The sequence below is a fragment of the Pseudomonas sp. PS01303 genome (genome assembly GCF_029959385.1).
GTDB lineage: Bacteria > Pseudomonadota > Gammaproteobacteria > Pseudomonadales > Pseudomonadaceae > Aquipseudomonas > Aquipseudomonas rustica.
Map to the genome: position 1 here is coordinate 1 of NZ_JASCPK010000045.1, position 23,223 is coordinate 23,223.

General features: G+C 57.1%; 24 protein-coding genes, 1 tRNA gene and 2 pseudogenes. 11 read left to right on the forward strand and 16 right to left on the reverse strand.

Annotated features, from left to right (window positions below):
* Positions 1-293: 293 nt before the first annotated feature.
* The 3 genes from aguB (at position 294) to QMX93_RS14590 (ending at position 2,744) form a co-directional block, all read left to right on the forward strand.
* Positions 294-1,172 (forward strand): N-carbamoylputrescine amidase, encoded by an 879-nt coding sequence (aguB, locus tag QMX93_RS14580; protein WP_034151905.1) that lies wholly within the window; start codon positions 294-296, stop codon positions 1,170-1,172.
* Between the two features lie 5 nt (positions 1,173-1,177).
* Positions 1,178-2,284, forward strand: a complete 1,107-nt coding sequence (gene aguA, locus QMX93_RS14585) for an agmatine deiminase (RefSeq protein ID WP_282356681.1) — start codon at positions 1,178-1,180, stop codon at positions 2,282-2,284.
* Positions 2,285-2,531: 247 nt separating this feature from the next.
* Positions 2,532-2,744 carry a hypothetical protein gene (locus QMX93_RS14590; RefSeq protein ID WP_053116553.1) on the forward strand — a complete coding sequence of 71 codons (213 nt, stop codon included), beginning with the start codon at positions 2,532-2,534 and terminating at the stop codon, positions 2,742-2,744.
* A gap of 141 nt (positions 2,745-2,885) precedes the next feature.
* Here the strand turns inward: QMX93_RS14590 and QMX93_RS14595 are convergent, their stop codons facing one another.
* Positions 2,886-3,221 carry a hypothetical protein gene (locus QMX93_RS14595; protein ID WP_282356682.1) on the reverse strand — a complete coding sequence of 112 codons (336 nt, stop codon included), beginning with the start codon at positions 3,219-3,221 and terminating at the stop codon, positions 2,886-2,888.
* Positions 3,222-3,410: 189 nt separating this feature from the next.
* Positions 3,411-4,771: pseudogene (locus tag QMX93_RS14600) on the reverse strand (TonB-dependent receptor); the annotation flags it as partial.
* A 389-nt stretch (positions 4,772-5,160) separates the two neighbouring features.
* Between QMX93_RS14600 and QMX93_RS14605 the strand changes: the two are divergent.
* The 5 genes from QMX93_RS14605 (at position 5,161) to QMX93_RS14625 (ending at position 8,891) form a co-directional block, all read left to right on the forward strand.
* On the forward strand, positions 5,161-6,447 hold the full coding sequence (locus QMX93_RS14605; RefSeq protein ID WP_053116556.1) for an OprD family porin: 1,287 nt from the start codon (positions 5,161-5,163) through the stop codon (positions 6,445-6,447).
* A gap of 231 nt (positions 6,448-6,678) precedes the next feature.
* Positions 6,679-7,425 carry a 2OG-Fe dioxygenase family protein gene (locus QMX93_RS14610; protein WP_212544777.1) on the forward strand — a complete coding sequence of 249 codons (747 nt, stop codon included), beginning with the start codon at positions 6,679-6,681 and terminating at the stop codon, positions 7,423-7,425.
* 79 nt (positions 7,426-7,504) lie between these two features.
* A complete protein-coding gene (locus QMX93_RS14615) occupies positions 7,505-7,882 on the forward strand; it encodes a GNAT family N-acetyltransferase (RefSeq protein WP_282356709.1) in 378 nt (125 codons plus the stop codon).
* Positions 7,879-8,595, forward strand: coding sequence for an AzlC family ABC transporter permease (locus QMX93_RS14620; protein ID WP_282356686.1), 717 nt, complete (start codon positions 7,879-7,881; stop codon positions 8,593-8,595). The genes QMX93_RS14615 and QMX93_RS14620 overlap by 4 nt, the downstream gene beginning before the upstream one ends.
* The gene (locus QMX93_RS14625) at positions 8,574-8,891 is read left to right on the forward strand and encodes an AzlD domain-containing protein (protein WP_053116560.1); all 318 of its coding nucleotides are present in this window, start codon (positions 8,574-8,576) and stop codon (positions 8,889-8,891) included. The genes QMX93_RS14620 and QMX93_RS14625 overlap by 22 nt, the downstream gene beginning before the upstream one ends.
* Here the strand turns inward: QMX93_RS14625 and QMX93_RS14630 are convergent.
* Positions 8,808-9,734: a LysR family transcriptional regulator gene (locus QMX93_RS14630; RefSeq protein ID WP_053116561.1), complete on the reverse strand. Its 927-nt coding sequence runs from the start codon at positions 9,732-9,734 to the stop codon at positions 8,808-8,810. The two genes, QMX93_RS14625 and QMX93_RS14630, sit on opposite strands and share 84 nt — an antisense overlap.
* 859 nt (positions 9,735-10,593) lie before the next feature.
* Here QMX93_RS14630 and QMX93_RS14635 point away from each other — a divergent pair.
* Positions 10,594-11,001: an MbcA/ParS/Xre antitoxin family protein gene (locus QMX93_RS14635; protein ID WP_158830489.1), complete on the forward strand. Its 408-nt coding sequence runs from the start codon at positions 10,594-10,596 to the stop codon at positions 10,999-11,001.
* Positions 10,998-11,678 carry an RES family NAD+ phosphorylase gene (locus tag QMX93_RS14640; protein WP_282356692.1) on the forward strand — a complete coding sequence of 227 codons (681 nt, stop codon included), beginning with the start codon at positions 10,998-11,000 and terminating at the stop codon, positions 11,676-11,678. Before QMX93_RS14635 ends, QMX93_RS14640 begins: the two co-directional genes overlap by 4 nt.
* 44 nt (positions 11,679-11,722) lie before the next feature.
* On the opposite strand, the pseudogene QMX93_RS14645 reads toward QMX93_RS14640, so the two are convergent.
* From QMX93_RS14645 to QMX93_RS14675, 7 genes and pseudogenes are all read right to left on the reverse strand, one after another.
* A pseudogene (locus QMX93_RS14645) lies at positions 11,723-11,926 on the reverse strand (DUF3077 domain-containing protein); the annotation flags it as partial.
* 133 nt (positions 11,927-12,059) lie between these two features.
* Positions 12,060-12,135: transfer RNA gene (locus QMX93_RS14650), tRNA-Thr, on the reverse strand.
* Positions 12,136-12,655: 520 nt separating this feature from the next.
* Positions 12,656-13,891: a methyltransferase gene (locus QMX93_RS14655; RefSeq protein WP_282356693.1), complete on the reverse strand. Its 1,236-nt coding sequence runs from the start codon at positions 13,889-13,891 to the stop codon at positions 12,656-12,658.
* The gene (locus tag QMX93_RS14660) at positions 13,872-14,561 is read right to left on the reverse strand and encodes an ABC transporter permease (protein ID WP_159815479.1); all 690 of its coding nucleotides are present in this window, start codon (positions 14,559-14,561) and stop codon (positions 13,872-13,874) included. The genes QMX93_RS14655 and QMX93_RS14660 overlap by 20 nt, the downstream gene beginning before the upstream one ends.
* A complete protein-coding gene (locus QMX93_RS14665) occupies positions 14,562-15,254 on the reverse strand; it encodes an ABC transporter permease (RefSeq protein WP_007909165.1) in 693 nt (230 codons plus the stop codon). It abuts the gene before it with no gap.
* A 78-nt stretch (positions 15,255-15,332) separates the two neighbouring features.
* A complete protein-coding gene (locus tag QMX93_RS14670) occupies positions 15,333-16,082 on the reverse strand; it encodes an ABC transporter substrate-binding protein (RefSeq protein WP_053116574.1) in 750 nt (249 codons plus the stop codon).
* A gap of 13 nt (positions 16,083-16,095) precedes the next feature.
* The gene (locus QMX93_RS14675) at positions 16,096-16,869 is read right to left on the reverse strand and encodes an ABC transporter ATP-binding protein (RefSeq protein WP_053116575.1); all 774 of its coding nucleotides are present in this window, start codon (positions 16,867-16,869) and stop codon (positions 16,096-16,098) included.
* A gap of 554 nt (positions 16,870-17,423) precedes the next feature.
* Between QMX93_RS14675 and gabP the strand changes: the two genes are divergently transcribed.
* Positions 17,424-18,815, forward strand: coding sequence for a GABA permease (gene gabP / locus QMX93_RS14680; protein ID WP_053116576.1), 1,392 nt, complete (start codon positions 17,424-17,426; stop codon positions 18,813-18,815).
* Positions 18,816-18,885: 70 nt separating this feature from the next.
* On the opposite strand, the gene QMX93_RS14685 is transcribed toward gabP, so the two are convergent.
* The 6 genes from QMX93_RS14685 to QMX93_RS14710 form a co-directional block, all read right to left on the reverse strand.
* Positions 18,886-19,338, reverse strand: a complete 453-nt coding sequence (locus QMX93_RS14685; RefSeq protein ID WP_008080542.1) for a hypothetical protein — start codon at positions 19,336-19,338, stop codon at positions 18,886-18,888.
* 6 nt (positions 19,339-19,344) lie between these two features.
* Positions 19,345-19,758, reverse strand: a complete 414-nt coding sequence (locus tag QMX93_RS14690) for a hypothetical protein (protein ID WP_282356695.1) — start codon at positions 19,756-19,758, stop codon at positions 19,345-19,347.
* Positions 19,759-19,786: 28 nt separating this feature from the next.
* Positions 19,787-20,761: an alpha/beta fold hydrolase gene (locus QMX93_RS14695; RefSeq protein ID WP_282356696.1), complete on the reverse strand. Its 975-nt coding sequence runs from the start codon at positions 20,759-20,761 to the stop codon at positions 19,787-19,789.
* Between the two features lie 68 nt (positions 20,762-20,829).
* On the reverse strand, positions 20,830-21,888 hold the full coding sequence (locus QMX93_RS14700) for a PDDEXK nuclease domain-containing protein (protein WP_282356697.1): 1,059 nt from the start codon (positions 21,886-21,888) through the stop codon (positions 20,830-20,832).
* A 175-nt stretch (positions 21,889-22,063) separates the two neighbouring features.
* On the reverse strand, positions 22,064-22,324 hold the full coding sequence (locus tag QMX93_RS14705; protein ID WP_282356699.1) for a hypothetical protein: 261 nt from the start codon (positions 22,322-22,324) through the stop codon (positions 22,064-22,066).
* Positions 22,325-22,705: 381 nt separating this feature from the next.
* Entirely contained in the window at positions 22,706-22,966 is a 261-nt protein-coding gene (locus QMX93_RS14710; protein ID WP_282356700.1) for a DUF6429 family protein, read from the reverse strand.
* Between the last annotated feature and the right edge of the window lie 257 nt (positions 22,967-23,223).

The following is a 23,223-nucleotide window of genomic DNA, read 5'->3' on the forward strand; positions in this document are numbered from 1 at the left end:
CCACTCACCCCATGTAGGAGCTGCCGAAGGCTGCGATCTTTTGATCTTGATTTTTAAGAGCAAAATCAAAAGATCGCAGCCTTCGGCAGCTCCTACATGGGTACGGTTGTAATTCGATTTGTATCGGCTTTATGTGCGCTAAATTAGACGAAATGCATTTTCGTAGCTTCTAAAGCCGATATTTATCGGCTATAAAGTCGCCATTGCTCCGGCATGGCGTCTCGCTGTCCGGTGCGCGCGTTTTCTTTTCGGTCGAATGGTCGACCGTCAAAGTACTTGCCCGGAGATGATTCATGAGCCGTATCGTTACCGTTGCCGCCACTCAGATGGCGTGTTCGTGGGATCTGGAAGCCAACCTCGAAATCGCTGAAAGGCTGGTGCGCGAAGCCGCCGCCAAAGGCGCGCAGATCATCCTGATTCAGGAGCTGTTCGAGGCGCCGTACTTCTGCCAGAAGCCGAACCCGGACTACCTGCAACTGGCAACGACGGTGGAAGAAAACGTCGCGATCAAACATTTCCAGAAAATCGCCAAAGAGCTGCAAGTGGTGCTGCCGATCAGCTTCTACGAGCTGGCCGGCCGCGCGCGTTTCAATAGCATCGCAATCATCGACGCCGACGGCAGCAACCTCGGGATTTATCGTAAAAGCCACATTCCGGACGGTCCGGGCTACCACGAAAAGTATTACTTCAACCCGGGCGACACCGGTTTCAAAGTGTGGAACACCCGTTACGCGAAAATCGGCGTGGGCATCTGCTGGGATCAATGGTTCCCGGAAGCGGCGCGCAGCATGGCGTTGCAAGGGGCGGAAATCCTGTTCTACCCGACCGCGATCGGCAGCGAACCGCACGACAAGACCATCTCATCGCGCGATCACTGGCAGCGCGTGCAACAGGGCCATGCCGGCGCTAACTTGATGCCGTTGATCGCCAGCAACCGCATCGGCAACGAAGAACAGGACGGCTACGACATCACGTTCTACGGCTCTTCGTTCATCGCCAACCAGTTCGGCGAAAAAGTGCAGGAGCTGAATAAAACCGAAGAAGGTATTCTTGTGCACACTTTCAACCTCGACGAGCTCGAACATATTCGCAGCGCGTGGGGTTCATTCCGTGACCGCCGTCCGAACCTGTACGGCGCGTTGAAAACCCTCGACGGTTCCCTGGAGTCCTGATCCCGATGACCACATTGAAAAGTACCCCGCGCGCCGACGGCTTTCACATGCCGGCCGAGTGGGCGCCGCAAACGCAGACCTGGATGATCTGGCCCGAGCGCCCGGACAACTGGCGTCTGGGTGGCAAACCGGCGCAAGCCGCACACGCAGCAGTGGCCAAAGCCATCGCGCGTTTCGAGCCGGTGACTGTTGCCGTTTCCGCCGGCCAATACGAAAACGCCCGCGCCCGCCTGGACGTGCCGAATATCCGCGTGGTCGAGATGTCCAGCGATGACGCCTGGGTACGCGACAGCGGCCCGACCTTCGTCATCAATAACAACGGCGAAGTGCGCGGTGTGAACTGGGACTTCAACGCTTGGGGCGGTTTCGACGGCGGCCTGTATTCGCCGTGGAATCGTGATTCGCAGGTCGGCGGCAAGATCCTCGAGATCGAGCGCAGCCCACGTTATCGCACTGAAGGTTTTGTGCTCGAAGGCGGCTCGATTCACGTCGACGGCGAAGGCACGCTGATCACCACCGAAGAATGCCTGCTGAACCTCAATCGCAACCCGCATCTGGGTCGCGAAGAGATCGAAGCAGTGCTCAGCGCCAATCTGTCTGTGGATAAAATCATCTGGCTGCCGGACGGTTTGTTCAACGACGAAACCGACGGCCATGTGGATAACTTCTGCTGCTACGTGCGTCCGGGTGAAGTGCTGCTGGCGTGGACTGATGATCCACAGGATCCGAACTACCCGCGCTGCCAGGCTGCGATGAAAGTCCTGCAAAGCAGCACTGACGCCAAGGGTCGCCCGTTCACGGTGCACAAAATGCCGATTCCGGGGCCGCTGTATGCGACCGAAGAAGAGTGCGCCGGGGTCGATCCGGTGGACGGCACGCAAGAGCGCAATCCGTCCGTGCGCCTGGCCGGTTCTTACGTGAACTTCCTGATCGTCAACGGCGGCATCATCGCGCCGAGCTTCGACGACCCGATGGACGCACCCGCCCTGGAAATTCTGCAGAACCTGTTCCCGCAGCACGAAGTGGTCATGGTGCCGGGTCGCGAACTGTTACTGGGCGGCGGCAACATCCACTGCCTTACCCAACAGCAACCCGCGCCGCACAAAGAGTGAGTTGAGTCGTAACAGCTTGAGTTGATTACCAAATCAGCCGGGCAATGATTAGCTCGCTATGTATGAACAGAGGCCCGCAGCCCGAAAGGACGGCGGGCTTTTTTGTATCCACTTGTCGACAAATGCAAAACATTGGCATAGCTCTTGTATTCGTCTGGGGGCACTAGGGAGGGGGAAAAGAACGTCAATCGTTCTGTCATAAACCTTGGATAACGTAGCCGCTCACGAACGGGGAGAGAGCGCTGAAATGAACGCCGAAGTGAACGTAATCAGCGAGCGGACTTTGCATCCCATGGCCGTTAACGGCGAATCGCTCCACCGCGTTGCGCACTGGTTGAAATCCAATGGAACGCGTCAGATCAGGGTTCCTGATCCGCGCCGGATGATGATCGAGCGCTACCCCGCTGACCTGTTCAGCGAGGACGAACTGGAAGCGTTGTGGGATGTGCTGGAAGGATAAGAAGAACAACAGGGATGGGTGAAAGCGCTGCCGGGATGGCGGCGCTTTTTTTTGGGAAGTTTAAAGTAGGAAGGAGTGAATCAGCTGCGCTAATACTGCTCAATTTCGAAAGATTGAACTAATTGTCTCTGCCTTTCATGTTTATTTCTCGGGTGGTGTGAGTACATATATTGTCCCGAGATCTGGAAGCCATTCATCCTCGTTTGGATGGTTCGCTTGAGCTTGTATGTAGGTAGGGCCCAGTTGGAGGTTCACAAGCCGTAGAGAAAAGGTTCTATAGTTTGACCCCGGCGGAACTAAATACGCCGCCTCTACCGCATAATCGACACCATTACGCTTCATACGTATGTGGAATCTATCTCCGTCTTCATAGTCATTGCCGAAACCACTTACCGTCACGGGATAGGCACAAATCTCACCCTCTACGGGTGAGAACCAACCGCCATATTCATTTTCTTTATTCAACGTTTTTGGCATGAGGTCACCGCTCCAGGACTTTTAGAAACTCGTCTGGTTTCTACTGCGAACAGGGTCATTCGGCACCTGTAAAATCTGACAGTTCCGACGAGCGGTAGTGCGCTTGAATGTAATTCAGACGCACTCAGAAAACCAATCAGGCTTTATCTCTCGTCCGTCTAGTTGTGAGCCTGAAGGGCTTACGCGCAGTCAGAACGAATAAGTCCCCGTCATAACAACACTACGCGGCGCCCCCGGCTGAATCTGCGCAGCACTGGTCGCCGACGAGTAATACTCGCGATCAGTAATATTGTTCAGCGCCCCGCGCAAATCCCAATCTTTCATCCGGTAACCCACCAGCGCATCCCAACGCCCATAACCCGGCAGCACGGTCGTATTGAGGTTATCGGCATAGCGCTGGCCAACCAGCGTCAGCCCGGTTTCGCCATACCAGCCCATCTCCGGTTTCCAGGTCAGGAACAGGCTGCCGTTGTGCTTGGCGACGTTGTTGATGCGTTTGCCTTCGAGGCCGTTGTTGTCCTTCTCGATTGTCGCGTCCTGCACGCCGACGCCGCCGCGCACGTACCAGTTACCGGCGATTTTGCCGGTGCCGGTCAGTTCAATCCCGCGTGAACGTTGAACACCGGTGAGCACGGTCACGGTCGGATCGTTTGGATCTGCGGTGCGGCGGTTGTAGAGCTCAAGGTCGTAGATCGCCAGCGTGGTGCTCAGGCGATCATCGAGCCAGTCGCTCTTCACGCCGATTTCTTTCTGCTTGGTCAGCTCCGGGCTCAGGTCATTGGAGTTGCCCGCCGCACCCGGGGTGATGCCGATCAGACCGCCGCCCACTGGCGAAAAGGTTTTAGTCCATGAGGCGTAGAACGAGTGATTGTGCAGCGGCGTCCGGTGTCTAAACCGCCTTCCAGCTCAATGTTGTTGTAGATGTTGCGGGTGGTCAGATCCTGCTGCCAGTGCTGACGCGTGACCTTGTTGGTCGCCGGGACATAACCGGTGAGGTAGGTGTTGTCGAAATCACTGTCGAGTTTGAACACGCCGAGGGTCTGGCGCAGTTGCCAGTTTTCGTTTATTTCGTAAGTGAGCTTCGAGCGCAACGACTGGGTTTTGTCGTCGATGAAATCGTGATCGTTGCCATAAGTGGTGTCGCGCCCGACATCGGCCGGACGACCGTTGACCCCCGGAATACCGCGATCCGGCGTGCGGTTGTAGCGGCTGTATTCATACTGCACCAACCAATTCAGATCCGGGCTCAGTTGCCAGCTCATCGACGGCGCGAACAACTGGCGATTGCCACTGACACCATCACGGAAGCTGTTTTCATCCATGTTGCCCATGTTCAGGCGCAGGCTGATGTTTTCGCTCGGATTGGTGCTGAGGTCGGCGTACAGACTGCGCAAATCTTCGCTGCTGCCTTGGGCTTCAATCGTCGAGCGACGGCCGAATTCCGGCATCTTGCTCACGCGGTTGACGATGCCGCCCTGGCTGCCACGGCCATACAACACAGCGGCCGGGCCCTTGAGCACTTCGACGCGTTCGATGTTGTGCATGTCGCGCTTGTAGCCCGTATAACGCGCTAGTTGAGCGAAATAAACCAACTCGTGAGGGCAATCATGGACGCGATAAACCGCTGAAGAATCTTCCTCTGCGCTGCGTCAAAATCACTGGTTGTTACCGATTCCTTGCAACCGGCCATCACAAAATTTACGTTTCTTAGACGAATTTCGCCTATTTAAAGACGATTCTTGAAATTGACACATTGTTCCGGGCACGGCTACGATTCGGCCCAACGCCTGTGGCCAACCGCCATGACTCAAAATAATAAGAAGGCCCGCCACGACTTGGTCGTGGGCGGGTCTTTTTGTTTCGGGATGAAAAAAGAGTGCAAAAGCGCCGTTTCAGCCGTTCGACACAGCGCGTTTCAACCCGTAATAAGGAAAATAAAATGTTGAACAAGCGAATCAGCCTGATCGCTCTGGGGATGTTGAGCGCCACACAGGCCATGGCTAACGACCAGGCCGAGTCCAAGGGTTTTCAAGAAGACAGCAGCCTCAAAGTGCTGCTGCGCAACGCTTACATCAATCGTGACTACAAAGACGGTAACGACGACAAATCCGAATGGGGCCAAGCGGCCATCGGTACGTTCTCGTCCGGCTTCACCCAAGGCACCATCGGTGTCGGCGTCGACGCTTTTGGTCTGTACGCACTGAACCTGGAACGCAGCGAAGATCGCAGCGGCGCCGGCGGTATCGACTTCTTCAAGAAGGGCGCCAGCGGCGCTCCGGCCGATGACCTGTCCAAGGGCGGCGCAGCGGTCAAATTCCGTCTGTCCAGCACCACTCTGACGTACGGTGACCAAATGCCGGCCCTGCCGGTGCTGAACTACGACAACTCGCGTCTGCTGCCGGAAAGCTACACCGGTACTTTGATCACTTCCAAAGAGATCAAAGGCCTGGAGCTGAACGCCGGTCGTTTCACCGCCGAATCGCGCAAGAGCGCGGAAGGCCGTGACAGCGGTGGTCTGAAGTCGATCAACGTATTGGGCGGTAGCTACCAGTTCACCGAACAGTTCAAAGCGGCGCTGTACGCTTCCGACGTCGAAGACGTGCTGAAGAAGCAATACGTGAACGCCAACTACGTGTTCCCGATCGACAAAGATCAATCGCTGACCCTCGATTTCAATGGCTACCGCACCAAGCTGGACAATTCCTACGTCCGCGAAAGCGGTGCAACCGGCGACGACAACAAGATCTGGAGCCTGGCCGCGACTTTCGTCACCGGCCCGCACTCGTTCACCGTGGCGCACCAGCGTTCCACTGGCGACAGCAACCTGGGCTACGCCTACGGCGGCTATCAGAAAGATCAGGGTCGTGTCGGCGACGGTGGCAACACCATCTACCTGGCCAACTCCTACTGGTCTGACTTCAACGCTGAAGACGAACGCAGCTGGCAGTTGGGCTACGGCCTCGACTTCAGCGCTTTCGGCGTGCCGGGTCTGAGCTACAACGTTGCTTACGTGCGTGGCGACAACATCACCACCTCGACCAGCGAAGGCGGCACCGAGCGCGAGATCTTCAACCAGTTCAAGTACGTCGTGCAAAGTGGCCCGGCCAAAGACCTGAGCGTGAAACTGCGCAGCTCGATCCTGCGCGTGTCGCAGAAGTCCAGCGAGTACAACGTCAGCGGCAACGAGCTGCGTGTGTTCGTCGACTACCCGATCAACATCTTCTGATGATCGTTTAAGTGTAAAAACTTGAAAAAAGCCCCGATTCGCTCGGGGTTTTTTTTCGACGGTTTTTCCATGAAAACCAGAAAAAAACCATGTTTTTGTCATGTAAAAGTAGTTTTTAAGTCGCTTCAAACTTCGTTTCAAACAGGGCTTTAAATGCCTGAAATTCTTTCTCATGGACGCAAATTCTCCACCTAATAGATTAGGCCGCTCAACGCAGTGGAGAATTGGGTAATGATCGTTTTGAACAGAGAAGTGGGCGAATCGCTACGGCGCGACAAATTTGTCAACGTCCAGGGTGGTGACTTCAATCTCTACGGTCATTTTGCCGACTTCGTCAGACTGACCAAAAGTTGGGAAAACATGGAGCCTGACAGCTACTACGGTCAGGCCGAAGCCGGCATGCGTTACCGTCGTTACAGCGACTTCGAGTACAACCCGAAAACCCGCGAGCTGACGCAACTTGAGCATCGCGCGTACGTGCAGTCGAAAGAGAACAACGCTTACGTCGGCGGCCTGGTACGACACTTCCAGGACTTCTCCGATGAAGTGATTTCGTCGCCAGTGATGCGCAGCCTGATCGACACCGATTTTGAAGTATACAAAAGTGTGTTGCCGGAAGAGTTGCACGATGAAATCTGGCAGTGCCAGATCCATCAGATCCGTATCGAGATCAAACCCGGCAAACAACTGGAAATTACTCCGGAAGGGATTCACTGCGACGGTTACCCGTTCAGCGGTGTGCACTTCTGGGGCCGCAACAACGTCGAGGGTGCCGAGAGTCGTCTGTACGACATCCACGAGCATCCACTGGCGTCGACCACTTACAAGGAAATTCTCGACACCACTTACTTCCTCGACCGCGACATGCGCCACTACGTGACGCCTGCGCGCAACACGCACACCCATGCCATGGCGTATCGGCAGATTCTGGCGATTTCTTTCTCGCGGCCCGGGACCGCTTTCGACATTGTTCGCTAATCAGATCACCCCAATCGATGGCGTCGAGTGCTCGACGCCTGTGGTGCTGCGACGCGCCACGGCCAAGGATGCGCAGCGCATGGAGCGCTTCTTCCGCCAGTTCGACGAAGTGTCTTTCTGCGAATGGCAGGACGCCAAGTGCCTGCGCGGCGTGCTGATCCAGAAAACCACCACGTCGTATCTCGCCTTCGACGTCGCCGGCGAAATCGTCGGCGCGGTGCTTGGCGGCATGCTCGGCAGTCGCGGCACGATCAATCATCTGGCCGTCAGCCCGCGCTATCGCAGCCAGGGCGTCGGTCAGCGTCTGGTTGAAGCGGCGTCGTCCGACATGAAGCGTGTCGGCGTGTTGCGGATGTTTCTGTTCGTCGACGATGCTAACCTCGCGGGCAAGCGTTTTTGGACTTCCCAGGGTTTTTGCGAGCCCCACGGCGAACGGACATTTGAGAGGGATCTATGAATGAACGGTCCGGCAGTGCGCCGCTGATGGTCAGCCATCAGCCATCGCGCACATTTGCCGAAGCCAGCCCGGTCGTCGCCGGCTACTTCACGGTGTCGTTTGTGTTCGGGCTGATGGCCGTCAACGCCGGGTTGCCGATGTGGCTGCCGGTGGCGATGTGCCTGTTCGTCTATGCCGGCGCTTCGCAATTCGCCGCGCTGGCGCTGATCTCCAGCGGCGCGTCGCTGACCACCATTGTGCTGACCACTTTTTTGATCAACGCGCGGCACATGTTGATGTCGGTGTACATGGCCAAAGCCCTGCGCGCGCTCGGTTTGAGCCGCATGGAACGTTGGGCTTACGCCGGTGGCCTGACCGATGAATCCTTCGCCTTCCACAGTGTGAAACTCGGCACCGGCGCGCCGGTCAACGTGCGCTATCTGATCGGTTTCAACCTGTTCTGCCACACCTCGTGGGTGCTCGGCGGATTGCTCGGCGCAGTTTGCGCACAGTACGCGGCGCACCTGATCAAATATCAGCTCGACTACGCACTGACGGCGATGATGCTCTACGTGCTGGTGTCGCTGTGCAACACGCGCAACAAACTGATCGCCGCTGCGGCTGCGGTGATCTGCATGGGCGCCCTGAGCCTGGTCGGCAGCTCGCCGTTTAATGTGTTTATCGCCACGTTTGTGGGCTGCGGAGTGGGTGTATGCCTGACCAAACGTTCCTGATTCTGGTAGTGGTGCTGATGATGGCCGTGACCTTTCTGCCACGCGCCTTGCCACTGCAAATCAATACCGAGCACTGGCCGCCATTTGTCGCGCGGGCGCTGGAATACCTGCCGGTGGCGATCGTCGCTGCGATCAGCCTGACTCCCTTGTTGATCAAGGATCAGCACATACAGCTCGACCGCCCGGAATTCTATGCCGCGATTCCGACGTTGTTATGTGCGTATTTCAGCAAAAACCTCTTTCTCAGTGTGGCGGTTGGGACGGCTGCGTACATTGCGCTCGGCTCGTTCATGTAACGGCAGATCGACAACATCGCTGAGTGCCTGGCGCGACAACTCCGAGTTGTTCACCGCCAGGCGCACTTCGAGGAAGTCCTCGAACCCCGGGAAAATCGTCAGGCCGTTTTTCTGCGCAGCCTCACGCGAGACCATGCCGACCGCGTCCATCTGCGTGATCAAGGACAACGTCAGCGTCTCGCTGCATGAATAGACCATGCGCTGACCGTTCTCGTGATTGCCCAGCCCAGCGTCGAGAAAACGCAAAAAGCTGTGGGAATACGGACAATCTTCTGCAGGACGTACCTGAAACTTGTTGCCCAGCAACGTCAGCGGATCGTTCTCCTGCCCGCAATGCGCGCCGACCACCTGCACCTGCACTTCGGGCAAGACAATGCTCGGCAAACCCGGACGCTGCGGGCCGATCAGCACCGCGAGGTCAAAGTCTTCGTTCTTCAACTTGCTGAGATTTTCCATCGACTCGGCGTAGCTGAATTCCATCTGATAATCGGGAAACACCTCAATCAGGCGCCCGATCATTCGCCGGTTGAAGTCAGTCGACAACGTGTTGTTCAACGCCACCTTCAACGTCCGCTGGCCCGGCACCTTCAGCGCCTCGACCTTTTCTTCCATCTGTCGCGTGGCAATCAGCACTTTGTCCATATACGGCGTCAGCTCAGTGCCTTGCGGCGTCAGCGTCAGCCCTTTGTTGGAACGACGAAACAAGCGGAAACCGAACTGCTCTTCGACCTTGTTCAACTGCGCGGCCAATGCCTGCACAGTCAGGCACGAATGCTCGGCTGCGGCCGACAAAGAGCCGGTCTGCACGATGCGCATCAGGTTGCGTAAGGTTCTGCTATCCATGGGTAATGCCCTCTAAAGTGGGCTGGGTATTGTTGTTTACGAGACTGCCGGTTCGGCGGCCATATGCTGGGTATATTCCTGTACCTGAGCATAGTTGTCGCGGGTTTAGTAGCGAATTGATGTCCCCGCCGATGGCTGGAGGCTGACACAGGATCGGGGTTTTTGGGGGAAGGGGGGTGATGGGGGTCAAAAAAAGTGCTTGGTTTTGGTGCAAGGCAGTGATTTTTCAGTGGGAAAAGGCTGACAACGTTAGTGGTTTTGGCCTGCGAAATACGTGGATGCGTCTTAAGCGAAATTGCGATGGAGCTGATTGCGGTGACTCGTCAAAGCAGATGAAGTAGCAGTGGGAAGGCATCAAGCCTATGTGGCTGCGGATCTGAATGAGGTAAGCGAAGTGAGTGCATCACAAGAAGCGGTTGATCTGGACTGCCCAAATGGCACCCGGCAGCACCAGGTCATGGAGATTCGAGAGCGGCCTTCCGTTGCACGAATCTCTTCGGAGAAGACTGCTCAAGCGATGTTGGAAGCACTAACTATTTTGCAGCGATTCGAGTCAGCCGACGGAGTGCTCAAATAATCCAGGCAATAAAAAACCGACATCGCTGTCGGTCTTTTTTTACTCCCCAAACAGGGAAAGAGGTCTCACCCGGACGCTGATCTTCAGGTCATCAGTGGGGTTCCTAACGCCGACTAACGCCACCTGATGGCAGTCGGTTTCGCGCTCTTGGGCCGATTCTCGGCATCGCGAGTAAAACTGTCAATTAAAAGCCAGGTCATTGTTTCTACGCTTGCGAATCACATTTATAGTTTGGTTCATATCTGTACTAGTATCAAAGCAAGACAAATCAGGAGAGGCGCAATGACTACCTCATCCCAAGCCCTCACCCCACGCGAACAACTCGACGCCCCCGAAGCCGGTCGCGTCGCGTTGAAGTTCTTCTTCAACCTCATGGAGCGCTGGGGCTGCAGCGCCGAGCAGCAACGCACATTGCTGGGCGGCGTCGGCAACACCACGTTCTATAAATACAAACACCTGCCGAATATCCGTCTGCCCAACGACACCCTTGAGCGCATCTCCTACCTGATGGGCATTCACAAGGCGCTGAGCATCATCTTCAGCAACAGCCGCGAGCGCGCTTACACGTGGGTCAGCAGCCCTAACACGGCGGCGCCGTTCAATGGGCAAACGGCGCTGGATTACATGCTCGCCGGACGCGTGGTCGACATCGCCGATGTGCGCCGCTACCTCGATGGGGTGCGCGGTTGAAGGTGCCAGAGTTAGTGGATGTGGCGTGGCCGCGAGCCTATCGGATCGTCAACAGCAGCTTCCCGCCGATTGCGCTGTTTGAAGATGTGCTCGATCCCGAAGACCTGGAAATCGCCTACGCGATTGAGGCGCTGACCAATGATCGATTGATAGAGCAGGCCGGCGTTCTCGCCCGAGTGCGCCCCGAAGATCGACTCTCCGGCCCCGGCTCGACTCCGGTGATGGCTGCGTTTACTCATATCGGCAAACGCAGCCGTTTCTGCGACGGCACCTTCGGCGTTTACTACGCCGCAAGCAGTCAGGCGGCTGCCATCGCCGAGACCTGTTATCACCAGGAGCGATTTCTGGCGGCGACTCAGGAAGCGGATCTTGAGTTGACCATGCGCACTTACGTCAATCGGGTGGTTAAACCGTTACACGACATTCGTCACGATCATCCCGAACTGCACAATCCGGATCCTGAGGCTTATGAGCCGTCTCAGGTTTTCGCCCGGCAACTGCGCGAAACCGAATCGTGGGGACTGCTCTATAACAGCGTTCGATCGCCGGGCCATGAATGCGTCGCCGCGTTTCGGCCGCCAGCGCTATCGATTCCGAAGCAGGGCAAACATTTACGCTATGTGTGGAGTGTGAGTCAGCAGAAGATTTCGTTTGTGTTTGAAATCAGTCAGGTCTGAAACGCAAAAAGCCCTCGCATCAGCGAGGACTTCACGTGGCTGATTTACATCAACGGCTTGTCCGGCAGCGCATCCATTACTTTCACAACATCATCGATCAGCGCCTTGCTCAATTCCTGCAAATATTGCGAGGCATAGGCGTGAAGATCAGCATTGCGCCCGACTGAGGAGTCCGCAGTGAGCAGTCGTGAAATGTGCAGCAAGTGGGATGCGTGGGAAAGGGTGGCGATCACCGGCACACCGCGATTGGCAAAACGAGGAGATCAGCGATGGTCGATGAACTGGAGCAATTCCAGCAGGACAGACTGGAGTCTGTATGTCAAATATAAACACCGCAGAAACAACAAAGCCCCTGCATTTCTGCAGGGGCTTTGTTTTGTATGGTGCCGGCACCAGGAGTCGAACCCGGGACCTACTGATTACAAGTCAGTTGCTCTACCAACTGAGCTATACCGGCGTGTGGGCGACGATTATAGCGACTGGATAATTTCTGTAAACCCCTGAATTCAGACTATTTTTGCATCTCTGAAAATCAGGCCCTGCGCATTACATTTCGCAGCGTTTGCACCGTCCGCCCGATGCGACTGTTTCGCCGGGCGAATGGCTGCGCTTCTGCGTGTTCAGCGTGGTGCAGGGCGGTCGCGAGGTGGTGTTGGGCGTCGCGTTCGCCAGGTTCAGACGTTAATTATCGAGGAGCCCATTTTCAGTCTTGGGCATGGGTGATAAGGCCGCTGAGCGCTGCGATTTTCGGCGGTTATGTCGTTTTGATTGGCGGCTTATGCACAACCGAGCACCGTGAGGACGTGCTTAGGCCGGTTTTTGTGGACGCGTTCTCATTTTGTTCGCAAATCCCTGTTTTATTGGTTTTTTCTTTATGTGAACAAAAAATGACCAGAGCTGTATCAGCACCGAAACAGGCGTAGATATTGGATCCGAGTAAAATTCATCAACAGAGTTATCCACAGGCTGGCGGTGGTTTATTCGCGTTCGGCCAACAACAGGAAATTGCGCGGAGTAAGCGCTGATTCGCAGAAAGTGCCGAGGCGTACGGCGTATCCCTGTTCGGTGAGGAAAAGTGCCCGATCGAGGTTCAGCCAAAGCTCCAGTGGTCGTCGGAATAATCCGCGCAGCAGTTCCAGGTTGCGCACTTCGGCCAGTCGTTGCCATCCCGCCGCTTCCAGTGCGGCCCAGTCTGGCGTGCCGATTGTGGATAACTGTTTGAGGTCGGCCAGATCGCGGCAGTAATCGGCGAACGGTTTGTCCAGCCAAGCGCTGGGCAACGATGGCGTTGGCAAATACTCATCGACGCCGCGCACTTGCCGTTGCAGCAGGTCGAAGGCGAGGCGTCGGGCCATCGAGGTGTCACGCTGACGTCGGACGCGTGCGCCGGCGGTGACGGTTTCGCTCATCGGCAGCGCCAGATCTTCCAGCGAGAGTTGTAGGAGCGATGCCGATCCTGCGCAGGACAAGGCCTGATATTCGCAACGACTGATGCGGTTGTAGCAGCAGGGCGCGATCGCCATTCGTTGACAACCGGCAGCGCTGGCCAGTTGCATCAAGCGCACATGCAGATCACCGCAGGCGTGGAGGGCGACGGGCGTGTGGTTCGCGCTCAATACCGCAGAGGCGTTCGTCGCCAGTACGTCCTGTTCCACATGCAAAGCGTGCAAGTGATGACGCTGACTTAACGCCTGACCGCTGGCGACCAATAAAGGATCGTATTCAACGCAAGTCAGTTGCTGCCCCGCGCCCAACAAGCGTCGCCCCAAATGCCCCTTGCCAGAGCACCAGTCCAGCCAATGCATCGGCTGCGAGGCAAAAGCCAAACGGCTGGTAAACGCCTCGATCTGCTGCCACTTGCGCCCCGGTACATCGACATTCAAGCGATGCCCCGCAGCTTCCAGCGCATGTCCCGGCAACTCGCCAACCACGCTCAACTCAGCCGACAACGCCGCCAATGAAGCAAACGGCTCCGGCGCATCAGCAAGATCAGCAGGGTGGTTATGAGCGTTTTCCGCGTCTTCCAGCGACCGCCCGCGTAGCCACGAGGACAATTCCGGGTAGGACGCTTCCCAAGCAAGCGAAAGGTGAGTGAACGGTCGAGGTTTCCACAGCGCCTGATGCTCAATCAAAAAAGCATCCAGCGCGGTGAAGCGGGCGAGTAAGTCCTCGCCCGTCAGCACGTAGGAAGAATCAACGCCCTTGGCAGGCATCGACGCGCAGCCAGCGCTCCAGCAGCTTGAAGCCGCGCACCAGCACGTAAGCCATCAGCAGATAGAACACGCCCGCCGCGAAAAAGATTTCCACCGGCAGATAGGTGCGCGCAATGATCGTGCGCGCCATGCCGGTCAGTTCCAGCAAGGTCACGGTACTGGCCAGCGCACTGGCCTTGAGCATCAGGATCACTTCGTTGCTGTAGGCCGGCAGGCCGATGCGCGCCGCGCGCGGAAGGATGATGTAGAACATCGCTTTCGGCTTGGACATGCCCAAGGCCCGCGCCGCTTCGATCTCGCCCGGCGGAATCGCCTGAATCGCCCCGCGCAGAATCTCGGCGATGTACGCCGCCGTGTGCAGGGTCATGGTCACCGTGGCGCACCAGAACGGATCGCGCAGGTACGGCCACAACGCACTTGCACGCACCGCGTCGAACTGCGCCAAACCGTAATAAACCAGAAATAACTGAACCAAAAGTGGCGTGCCACGGAAAAAGAAGATGTACGCGTAAGGCAGCGAGCGCACGTACCACAGCTTCGAAGAGCGGGCGATGCCTAGCGGAATCGCCAGCAGCAAACCGGCGATGACAGCGATGGCCACCAGTTCCAGAGTCAGGGTCGCGCCCTGCGCCAGTTTCGGCAGCCACTTGATGATGACTTCCCAGTTCATTTAAGCGCTCCTCGCAAAGCCGCGAGCGGCGCGTTTTTCCAGGAAGTGCATGCCGGTCATCGCCAGCACGGTCAGGCCCAGGTACATGATCGCGGCGACCATATAGAAGGTGAACGGTTGTTTCGACACGGTCACGCCGATTTGCGCGTGACGCATGATTTCTTCCAGGCCGATCACCGAGACCAGCGCGGTGTCTTTCATCAGGATCATGAACAGATTGCCCAGACCGGGCAGGGCGATGCGCCACATCTGCGGCATGATCAACCGGGTGAAGATCCGCCATTTCGACAGGCCCAGGGCCTGGCCGGCCTCACGGTGGCCTTTGGGAATGGCGAGGATTGCACCACGGAACACTTCCGTGGCGTAAGCGCCGAAGCACAGGCCCAGAGCGATCACACCGGCGGCGAAGGCGTTGAGTTGCAGGTCGGGGTTGCCGAAGAACTCACCGAGGGCGCGCATCAGGTTGACCGTACCGAAGTAGATCAACAGCACCCAGAGCAATTCCGGGACGCCACGCACGAGGGTCGAATAAGTGCCGCCAAGCCATTGCAGCGGCTTGTACGGGGAAGTCTTGGCCAAGGCGCCGAGCAGACCGAGCACCAGTCCCAGGCACAGGGCCGTGAGGGCCAGTTGGACGGTCATCAGCGCGCCGGCAGCGAGGGCCGGGCCGAATCCGTAGAGGTCGATAATCATGGAATTCTGTTCAAATTGCGGCAGGCAAAGTCGGGAGCCGGCGCCGTTGCATCACGGCGCCAGTCCCACAGGTCAGGATCAGTAGATGCTGAACGGGAAGTACTTGTCGTTGATCTTCTTGTAGGTACCGTCGGCGACGATTTCCTTCAGGGCAGCGTTCAACTTCTCACGCAGTGGGTCGCCTTTGCGCACAGCGATGCCGATCTTGTCGCTTTCTACGACCGGGTCACCTTTGAACTCGTAGTTCTTGCCCGCGTCGCTTTTCAGCCAGTCATAGTTGGCGTACTTGTCGGCGAGGATCGCGTCGACACGACCGGAGGTCAGGTCGAGGTAGGCGTTTTCCTGGGTGTCGTAGAGGCTGACTTTGATGTCATCGGCGTAGGTGTCTTCCAGCCAGGTACCGGCCAGGGTTGCACGCTGAGTACCGATGGTCTTGCCTTTCAGCGAGTCCTTGTCGGTTTTGAAGTCGACGTTTTTCGGTGCGATGAACTGCAGCTTGTTCGAGTAGTACGGGTCGGTGAAATCGACCGCGCCTTTGCGCTCTTCGGTGATCGACAGCGAGGAGATCAGGAAGTCGAACTTCTTCGCGTTCAGGGCCGGAATGATGCCGTCCCAGTCGGACGTGACCACGCTGCATTCGACTTTCATCTTTGCGCACAGGGCGTCGCCGATGTCTTTGTCGAAGCCGACCACGTTGCCGCTGGCGTCTTTGTTGTTGAACGGCGGGTAAGCCGCTTCGATGCCCATCTTCAGGGTTTCAGCCATGGCACCGGCGCTGAACGCGAGGGTGACGGCGGCGGCCAGGAAGACCTTTTTATAGTTCTGCATGCATGTTGCTCCGTTAGCGGTTGCTGGACATGAATTGTTTGCAGCGCGCCGAAAGCGGGTTTTCGAACACCTGCTGTGGCGATCCTTGCTCTTCTATAAGGCCTTGGTGAAGGAACACCACTTCGCTGGAGACCTGACGGGCGAAGCCCATTTCGTGGGTCACGAGCAGCATGGTGCGGCCTTCTTCGGCCAACGCGCGGATGACACTAAGTACTTCCTGAACCATTTCCGGGTCAAGCGCCGAGGTGGGCTCGTCGAACAGAATCACCTTCGGTTGCATCGCCAGCGTGCGGGCAATCGCCGCGCGTTGTTGCTGACCGCCGGACAATTGCGCCGGGTACGCATGGCGTTTGTCGGAGATGCCGACCTTGGCCAGCAGCGCTTCGGCGACTTCGATGGCTTCGGCTTTGCTTTGGCCGAGCACGCGGCGCGGTGCCTCGATGATGTTGTCGAGGATGCTCATGTGCGGCCACAGATTAAAGTTTTGAAACACAAAACCAATCTCGGAGCGCAGGCGATTGATCTGTTTGCCGTCGGCGGCAACCAGTTCGCCATTCTTGGCAGCCTTGAGCTTGAGTTCTTCACCGGCCACCAGAATCTGGCCCTGGTGCGGGTTTTCCAGCAGGTTGATGCAACGCAGGAACGTGGACTTGCCGGAACCGGAGGAACCGAGGATCGAGATCACATCGCCGTCGCGGGCGGTCAGCGAGATGCCTTTGAGCACCTCAAGCTGTCCGTAGCGTTTGTGCAAGTTGCGGATTTCAAGCGCGGGCGTGGCCTCAGCCATGTGCGTTCCTCATATATGTTGCGCTCCAGCTGTTGGGTGGCCTTCCTGGCGAGGCGGCCAAGCTAGCATAGCGTTTCAATGGCAGCCAACAGCGCTACGAGCGGTTAACGGGTGGCATGTGGCAGGTTGTCGCATCGGCACAGCAGACTGTCGCCCCATCAACAACCGAACGGGTGTTTGATCGTGCAAACCCGTGGGTGTCGCGTAAAAAAAGGCGCGATGTTGCCAGCTTTGGCGGGGTGTTGGAAGCGCTATCCGGCCGAACGTACAGGATTCGCTCTTTTATTGTGCATCCCACACTTTTTCAGTGTGTTTCTGGTGCGCTGATTTGTCTTGAAAGTGAGTCGCAGGGTAACGTTCTGGCGAATAGCCATTAATCTCAAGGACTTGCGATGACCGTCCGGTCGCACGCAAAGCCGCGATCCAGAAGACTTTGAAACATTTTGGCGCATTTATTGCGTGCAGAATCCGGAACGCCCTGTTGGTTTCTTTTTACGAGAAAGAACACACCAGACAGGACGGACTGAATCGCTTTCCTCGCAAAGGTAGTTTCGATGAGCAGTACCCCAAGCTCCAATGGCCTTGAACAAGGGCTCAAACCGCGTCATGTGACCATGTTGTCGATCGCCGGTGTGATCGGCGCCGGTCTGTTCGTTGGCTCCGGCCACGCCATCGCTGCCGCCGGCCCTGCCGTGCTGCTGGCTTACGCCGCCGCCGGTACCCTGGTGGTGTTAGTGATGCGCATGCTCGGCGAAATGGCTGTTGCCTCGCCGGACACCGGTTCGTTCTCGACTTACGCCGACCGTGCCATCGGGCACTGGGCCGGTTTCACCATCGGCTGGTTGTACTGGTGGTTCTGGGTGTTGGTGATTCCGCTGGAAGCCAATGCCGCCGCGACCATCCTCCACGCATGGTTCCCGGGCGTAGGCATTTGGGCTTTCGCGCTGATCATCACCATGTTGCTCACGGTCACCAACCTGTTCAGCGTGAAGAATTACGGCGAGTTCGAATTCTGGTTTGCGCTGATTAAAGTGCTGGCGATCATCGGCTTTATCGGCCTTGGTCTTGCCGCCATTTTCGGCTTCCTGCCGAACAGCCAGGTCAGCGGTGTGTCGCACCTGTTCGACAGCGGCGGCTTCCTGCCAAACGGCATGGGCGCGGTGCTGGGTGCAATCCTGACCACCATGTTCTCCTTCATGGGTACCGAGATCGTGACCATCGCGGCCGCGGAATCGAAGAACCCGGGCAAGCAAATCTCCAAGGCCACCAACTCGGTGATCTGGCGGATCGGCTTGTTCTATCTCGTGTCGATCTTCATCGTTGTGGCCTTGGTGCCGTGGAACGATCCTACGCTGGCCAACCTCGGTTCCTACCAGACCGTGCTTGAGCGCATGGGCATTCCTAACGCGAAAATGATCGTCGACATCGTCGTTCTGGTCGCGGTGACCAGCTGCCTGAACTCAGCGCTCTACACCTCGTCGCGCATGCTCTTCTCCCTCGGCAAGCGTGGCGATGCCCCGGCCATGTCGACCCGCACCAACAAAAGCGGCACGCCTTACTGGGCGGTGATGTTGTCGACTGGCGCAGCGTTCCTCTGCACGTTCGCCAACTACGTGGCCCCGGCCGCCGTGTTCGAGTTCCTGCTGGCCAGCTCCGGCGCGATCGCACTGTTGGTGTACCTGGTAATCGCCTTCTCGCAACTGCGTATGCGCAAACAGCGCATGGCACGCGGCGAGAAAATCGTCTTCAGCATGTGGCTGTTCCCGGGCCTGACCTACGCGGTGATCATCTTCATCGTCGCGGCCCTGACGATCATGCTGTTCCAGGAAGCGCATCGCGTGGAGATCCTCGCGACTGGCCTGCTGAGCCTGATGGTGGTGGCTGCCGGTCTGCTGGTCGCACGCCGTCGCAAGCTGGAAAAACGTGGCGCGGTGGTGTTGAACTGATCCGTAACGCGTAATGCAAAACGGCCGCTGTCAGTGATGACTAGCGGCCGTTTTTGTTTTTGAGCGATGTTTATTCGCTCTTGTCTTCCTGTGCTTCCACCGACTTGCCATAAGCATCCAGCGCAACCCCGAAATCGGTGATGAACTGTGGCTCGCTCAGCCAGGCCTGGGCTTCTTCGATCGTTACGCCTTCGGCCCACATGCGGTAGTCGATCAGCATGTCGGCGGCCAGGTGAGTGGCGGCCATGCCTTCGTTGTCGGCGTTTTCCATGTCCAGCAGTTCAGGATGATCAACGATGACGAACGCCAGTTCGCGCAGCAGGGTCAGCAGCATTTCGTTGCGGCTGATGGCTTCGGCGTCGCGCATTTTGCTGAACATCGCCAGGACGTATTCCGGCACCGGCTCGGCGAGGTGGTCGAGGTCTTCGTCCTGCTCCAGCGGCTTGCGGCCGACCATACGGATTTGTTTGGCTTTGGCCTTGGCGCGTTTGGCGCGTTTCTGTTGCTTGTTCAGGGATGCCATGGGAGCTCAGTTCTTCTGTTGGGTGTTTGCGGCGATCGCGTCGGACGCCGCCACATAGTCGGCCTGGAAGGCCGGTGATTCGATCCATGCCAGCGCACCGGCCTCATCGGTTTCCTGCGACCACTGGCGAAACTCGATCAGCGCGGCGAGGATGAAGTCCATCGCGCCTTCTTCGCCTTCCTGCTCATAAACCAGCTCCAGCAGCGGGTCTTCGAGGAACGCGGTGCACAGGGCTTGCTGGCTGATCTTCTCGGCGTCGATCATTTTCTTGAACAGCTCGGTCAGATCCACCGATTCGAAGTCGATGCGGTCGTCGTTCGGATCCAGCTCGACCGGCGCTTCAGCGCGTTTGGTGCGGTTCTGCTTGGCCTTGGCTTTGGCCCGGGTGGCGCGTTTTTGCTGCTTGTTGGCGGAGGCCATGATGTGTTCCGTCGTGCGTTGAGAGGGCTCAGCTGCGCGGGACTTGCCGTCCCGGTGTGTCGGGGGCCAGTGCGCCGGTGTGCAGCCAGGTCAGAGCGATGGGCCATAGTGTGGCTTGGTATGCGCTGCGAAAAAAGGCGAAATGTCCGACTTGTTGTTCGCCGATGTCTTGCGGCTCGATGCGCAGGTGGGTTTTTGAAGCGTTGCTGAAGTAGCCGAGCAGGCGTTCGATGGCCGCAATTGTGCCGTAGGGATCGTCGCTGATACTGATGGCCAGCGTCTGCGCGCGGACATTGGCGAAGGGCAGGGTGCCGGTTTTTTTCATCAGTGCGCGACCGCTTGGGCGCCCTTCAAAACGCGGGGCAGGCGTGCTCCAGTCGCGCACGACGCCCGTCGGTGTGTCTTCCAGCCAGCCGAGGCGTTTGCCGGGGAAGTAGCCGCAGAACAGGGTCATCAACGGCATCAGCAGATGCCATTTGCCAAACATGCGCCAGCGATGCTCGGGCGCGTAATCTCGCCAGTAGGCGAACTGCGCGCCGACAGTGACCAACCGTCGGATAACTCGCCCGGACTCGGCCAAGCCCGCCGCGCAACCGCCAAAACTGTGCCCGACCACGTCAATCGGCTGACCGGGAAACTCACGTTGCGCACGCTTGAGCATCGCCTCGAAATCCAGCGCGCCCCAATCAGTCCACGAAGCGTTCAGGCCTTTGATCGAAGCCTGTCGCGATTCGCCAATGCCGCGGTAGTCGTAGGTGATGACGTCGAAGCCATTGGCGAACAGATAGGCGGCGAATCGCGAGTAGTGGCGGCAGCGCACGGAGGTGGCGGCATTGATGATGACCACCGGGCGCTGGGCATCGGGGGATGTGTGACGCCAAGTGAAACCGCCCAGCACATAGCCGTCGGTAGCCGATTCTTTGAAAGGCTCGCCTTGAGCAGTATTCAAAATCGGCGACCTTGACTGCACATCCTGCGTTGCGGGCATGTCCTGACAGCTCATGACTCTCGACCTTGGCGGGTAAGCTGCCAACGATAGTCTCCGCGCCGCCCGGGAACAATCCGTAGGGTTTATTCAGTGGATTGAGTCAGCATGCGTTCTTCGATCAAGGCCTGTTCGCGATTGAGTTCTGCGCGCAACTCTTCTTCACTCGGCAATATCGTTTTGTAGCTGCTGGCGAACAGTTGTTCGTTGCCTTTGAGCATCGAATAGCGCGCCACCGAATCGTTGCTTTCGGCAGACAAAATAATCCCGACTGTCGGCTTGTCGCCCTCGCTGCGCATCAGCTCGTCATACATGCGCACATACATGTCCATCTGCCCGACATCGCGGGCGCTGAGCTTGCCGCGTTTGAGATCGATGATCACAAAGCATTTGAGCAGGTAGTTGTAGAACACCAGATCGATGTACAGATCGACGCCGTCGGTACTGATGCGTTGCTGGCGAGCAACGAAGGAAAAGCCTTTGCCCAATTCGAGCAAAAAGCCTTGGAGGTGATCGATGAGGGCTTGTTCGAGACTGCTTTCCCTGACCTTGCCGGCTGACGGCAGGCCGAGAAACTCGAGCATCACCGGATCACGAATGAATTCACGCGGATTACATTTCATCGCTTCGATGTTGGTGGTGGCTTCTTCGATCACATCGGCTTTGTCTCGACTCATGAGGAGCCGCTCGTAGTAGAGCGTCAGGATTTGGCGATCGAGGGCGCGGCTTGACCAGTTCAGGTTGGCGCACTCGTCCATGTACCAATGGCGAGCCTTTTCATTGTTCACTCCTAACAGCCGACGGTAGTGGGTCCAGCTCAATTCGGAACGCACTGCGTTCCAAATTGGAAACAGCTGATAAAAGCTGCGCATGTATCGCAGATTACGTTCATCAAACCCTTTACCAAACTGCGCCGTCAGATCCTTCGCCAGCAGAGCCAGCAACTGCTTTCCATAGCCCGCACGCTGGGCACCCTGTTGCTCAAACTCGACGATATGCCGGCCGATCTGCCAGCAGGTCTGCACTTGAATCGTATCAACCGCTCGCAGCACTTTTTGCCGTGCCTGACGAATCAACTCGCCAAGCTCCCCCAGCAATGAATCGATTTTCGGGTCTTGCGTGTCAGCAGGTTTTAACTGGCTCATCGGGTCTTCCGCTTCATTGTGAACAGACGCAAAAGCATGCCCGGCGTCGCCGTTTGAGTATGTCGGGAGAGACGGTGAAATCCGCAGGAAGAGGCGATTGGTCATGCAGGACACTGCCGAGGAAAAGGACGTTGGCGGGCATGGTCTGTAGTCCATTTCTTACGAGCGTCAAGTGCTACCGGTATTTACGCCGGGCCCTGCTCGCGGGTCTGCCGATACGCGTCAGTTTATGCCACGCCACCCCTGCGACCAGCAGCAATCCGCCAAAAAATCCTTCAAAAACGATATGAAACCAGTACGCGCCCGGTTGCCCGGCGAGGGTGTAGACCTTGGCCGGCCCGCCGCGAGTGGCGGTGGTGATGGTGTCGTGAATCAAGCCGTCGATGGCCGAGTAGCACAGCAGCGCGCCGGTGCTGATCAGAAACACGCTGATCATGATCGCCAGTCCTCTCGATACCAGGCTTTCCCGAGGTGGCGGCGGATGGGGCAGGGGGATGCGAGTTCGTTTCTGATTCATCTAGGATGACCCTCTTCCGTAAGGGCGGATCTCTGGGGATGGGATCGCGGGTTTTCATGGTTGCGGCGTGATGCTGCTCAAAACGAGGCCACTGCCTGCGAGAGCACAACGCGCAATGGGTTGCTTTCAACACTCAGCAGTTTGATGGCCAAGGCGCAGCAAACCACGATCGATTCCGTCGATATGAAACCGTGCCTTACCAAATCGCAGACATAAAAAACCCTGAATTTTGCGATTCAGGGTTTTTGGTATTTGGTGGAAGACGAGATTTTACATTTGGCGTGTCGTCGTATTCTGAAGTCAGGAATCCGAGTCCGATACATGCTCAGCTTGAGCCTCATCTCCAAACAGTCGATCAGCTAACTGTCTGCCTCGTTCCAGCCCTTCAGCGGTTAACCAAACCGATTTCTTCCTGTTCACCGGGTCACTGATGAAGCCATGTTCATGAAGCCGATTCATGACCTCGAAGTCGAAACCTTTCCAAGAATTGCCGTTATTGAAGCTGAAGGTTGCCAGCAGGGCAAGCACGGTTTCTTCAATCAGTTTGTCGTCGTATTCCATCATCGTTGCTCCGCTAATCCAAAGCTGATCGCTGATCTTATTTGGCTTTCAGGTCAGGTAGCAGATCCATATGACCTGATCTACCCAAGACGATGTTGCTAGAAATTATGCTGGCGTATGAATCTACCAATCTTTTTAGGAAGGTGTCGGGAGGTATCAAATCCCGATCTAACTCTTCCATATAAGTCATCACTAACAGGTTGATGGGCGACGATTTCTCCCTCGTCAACTTTCAACGTGATGAGTCAAAGACGGCA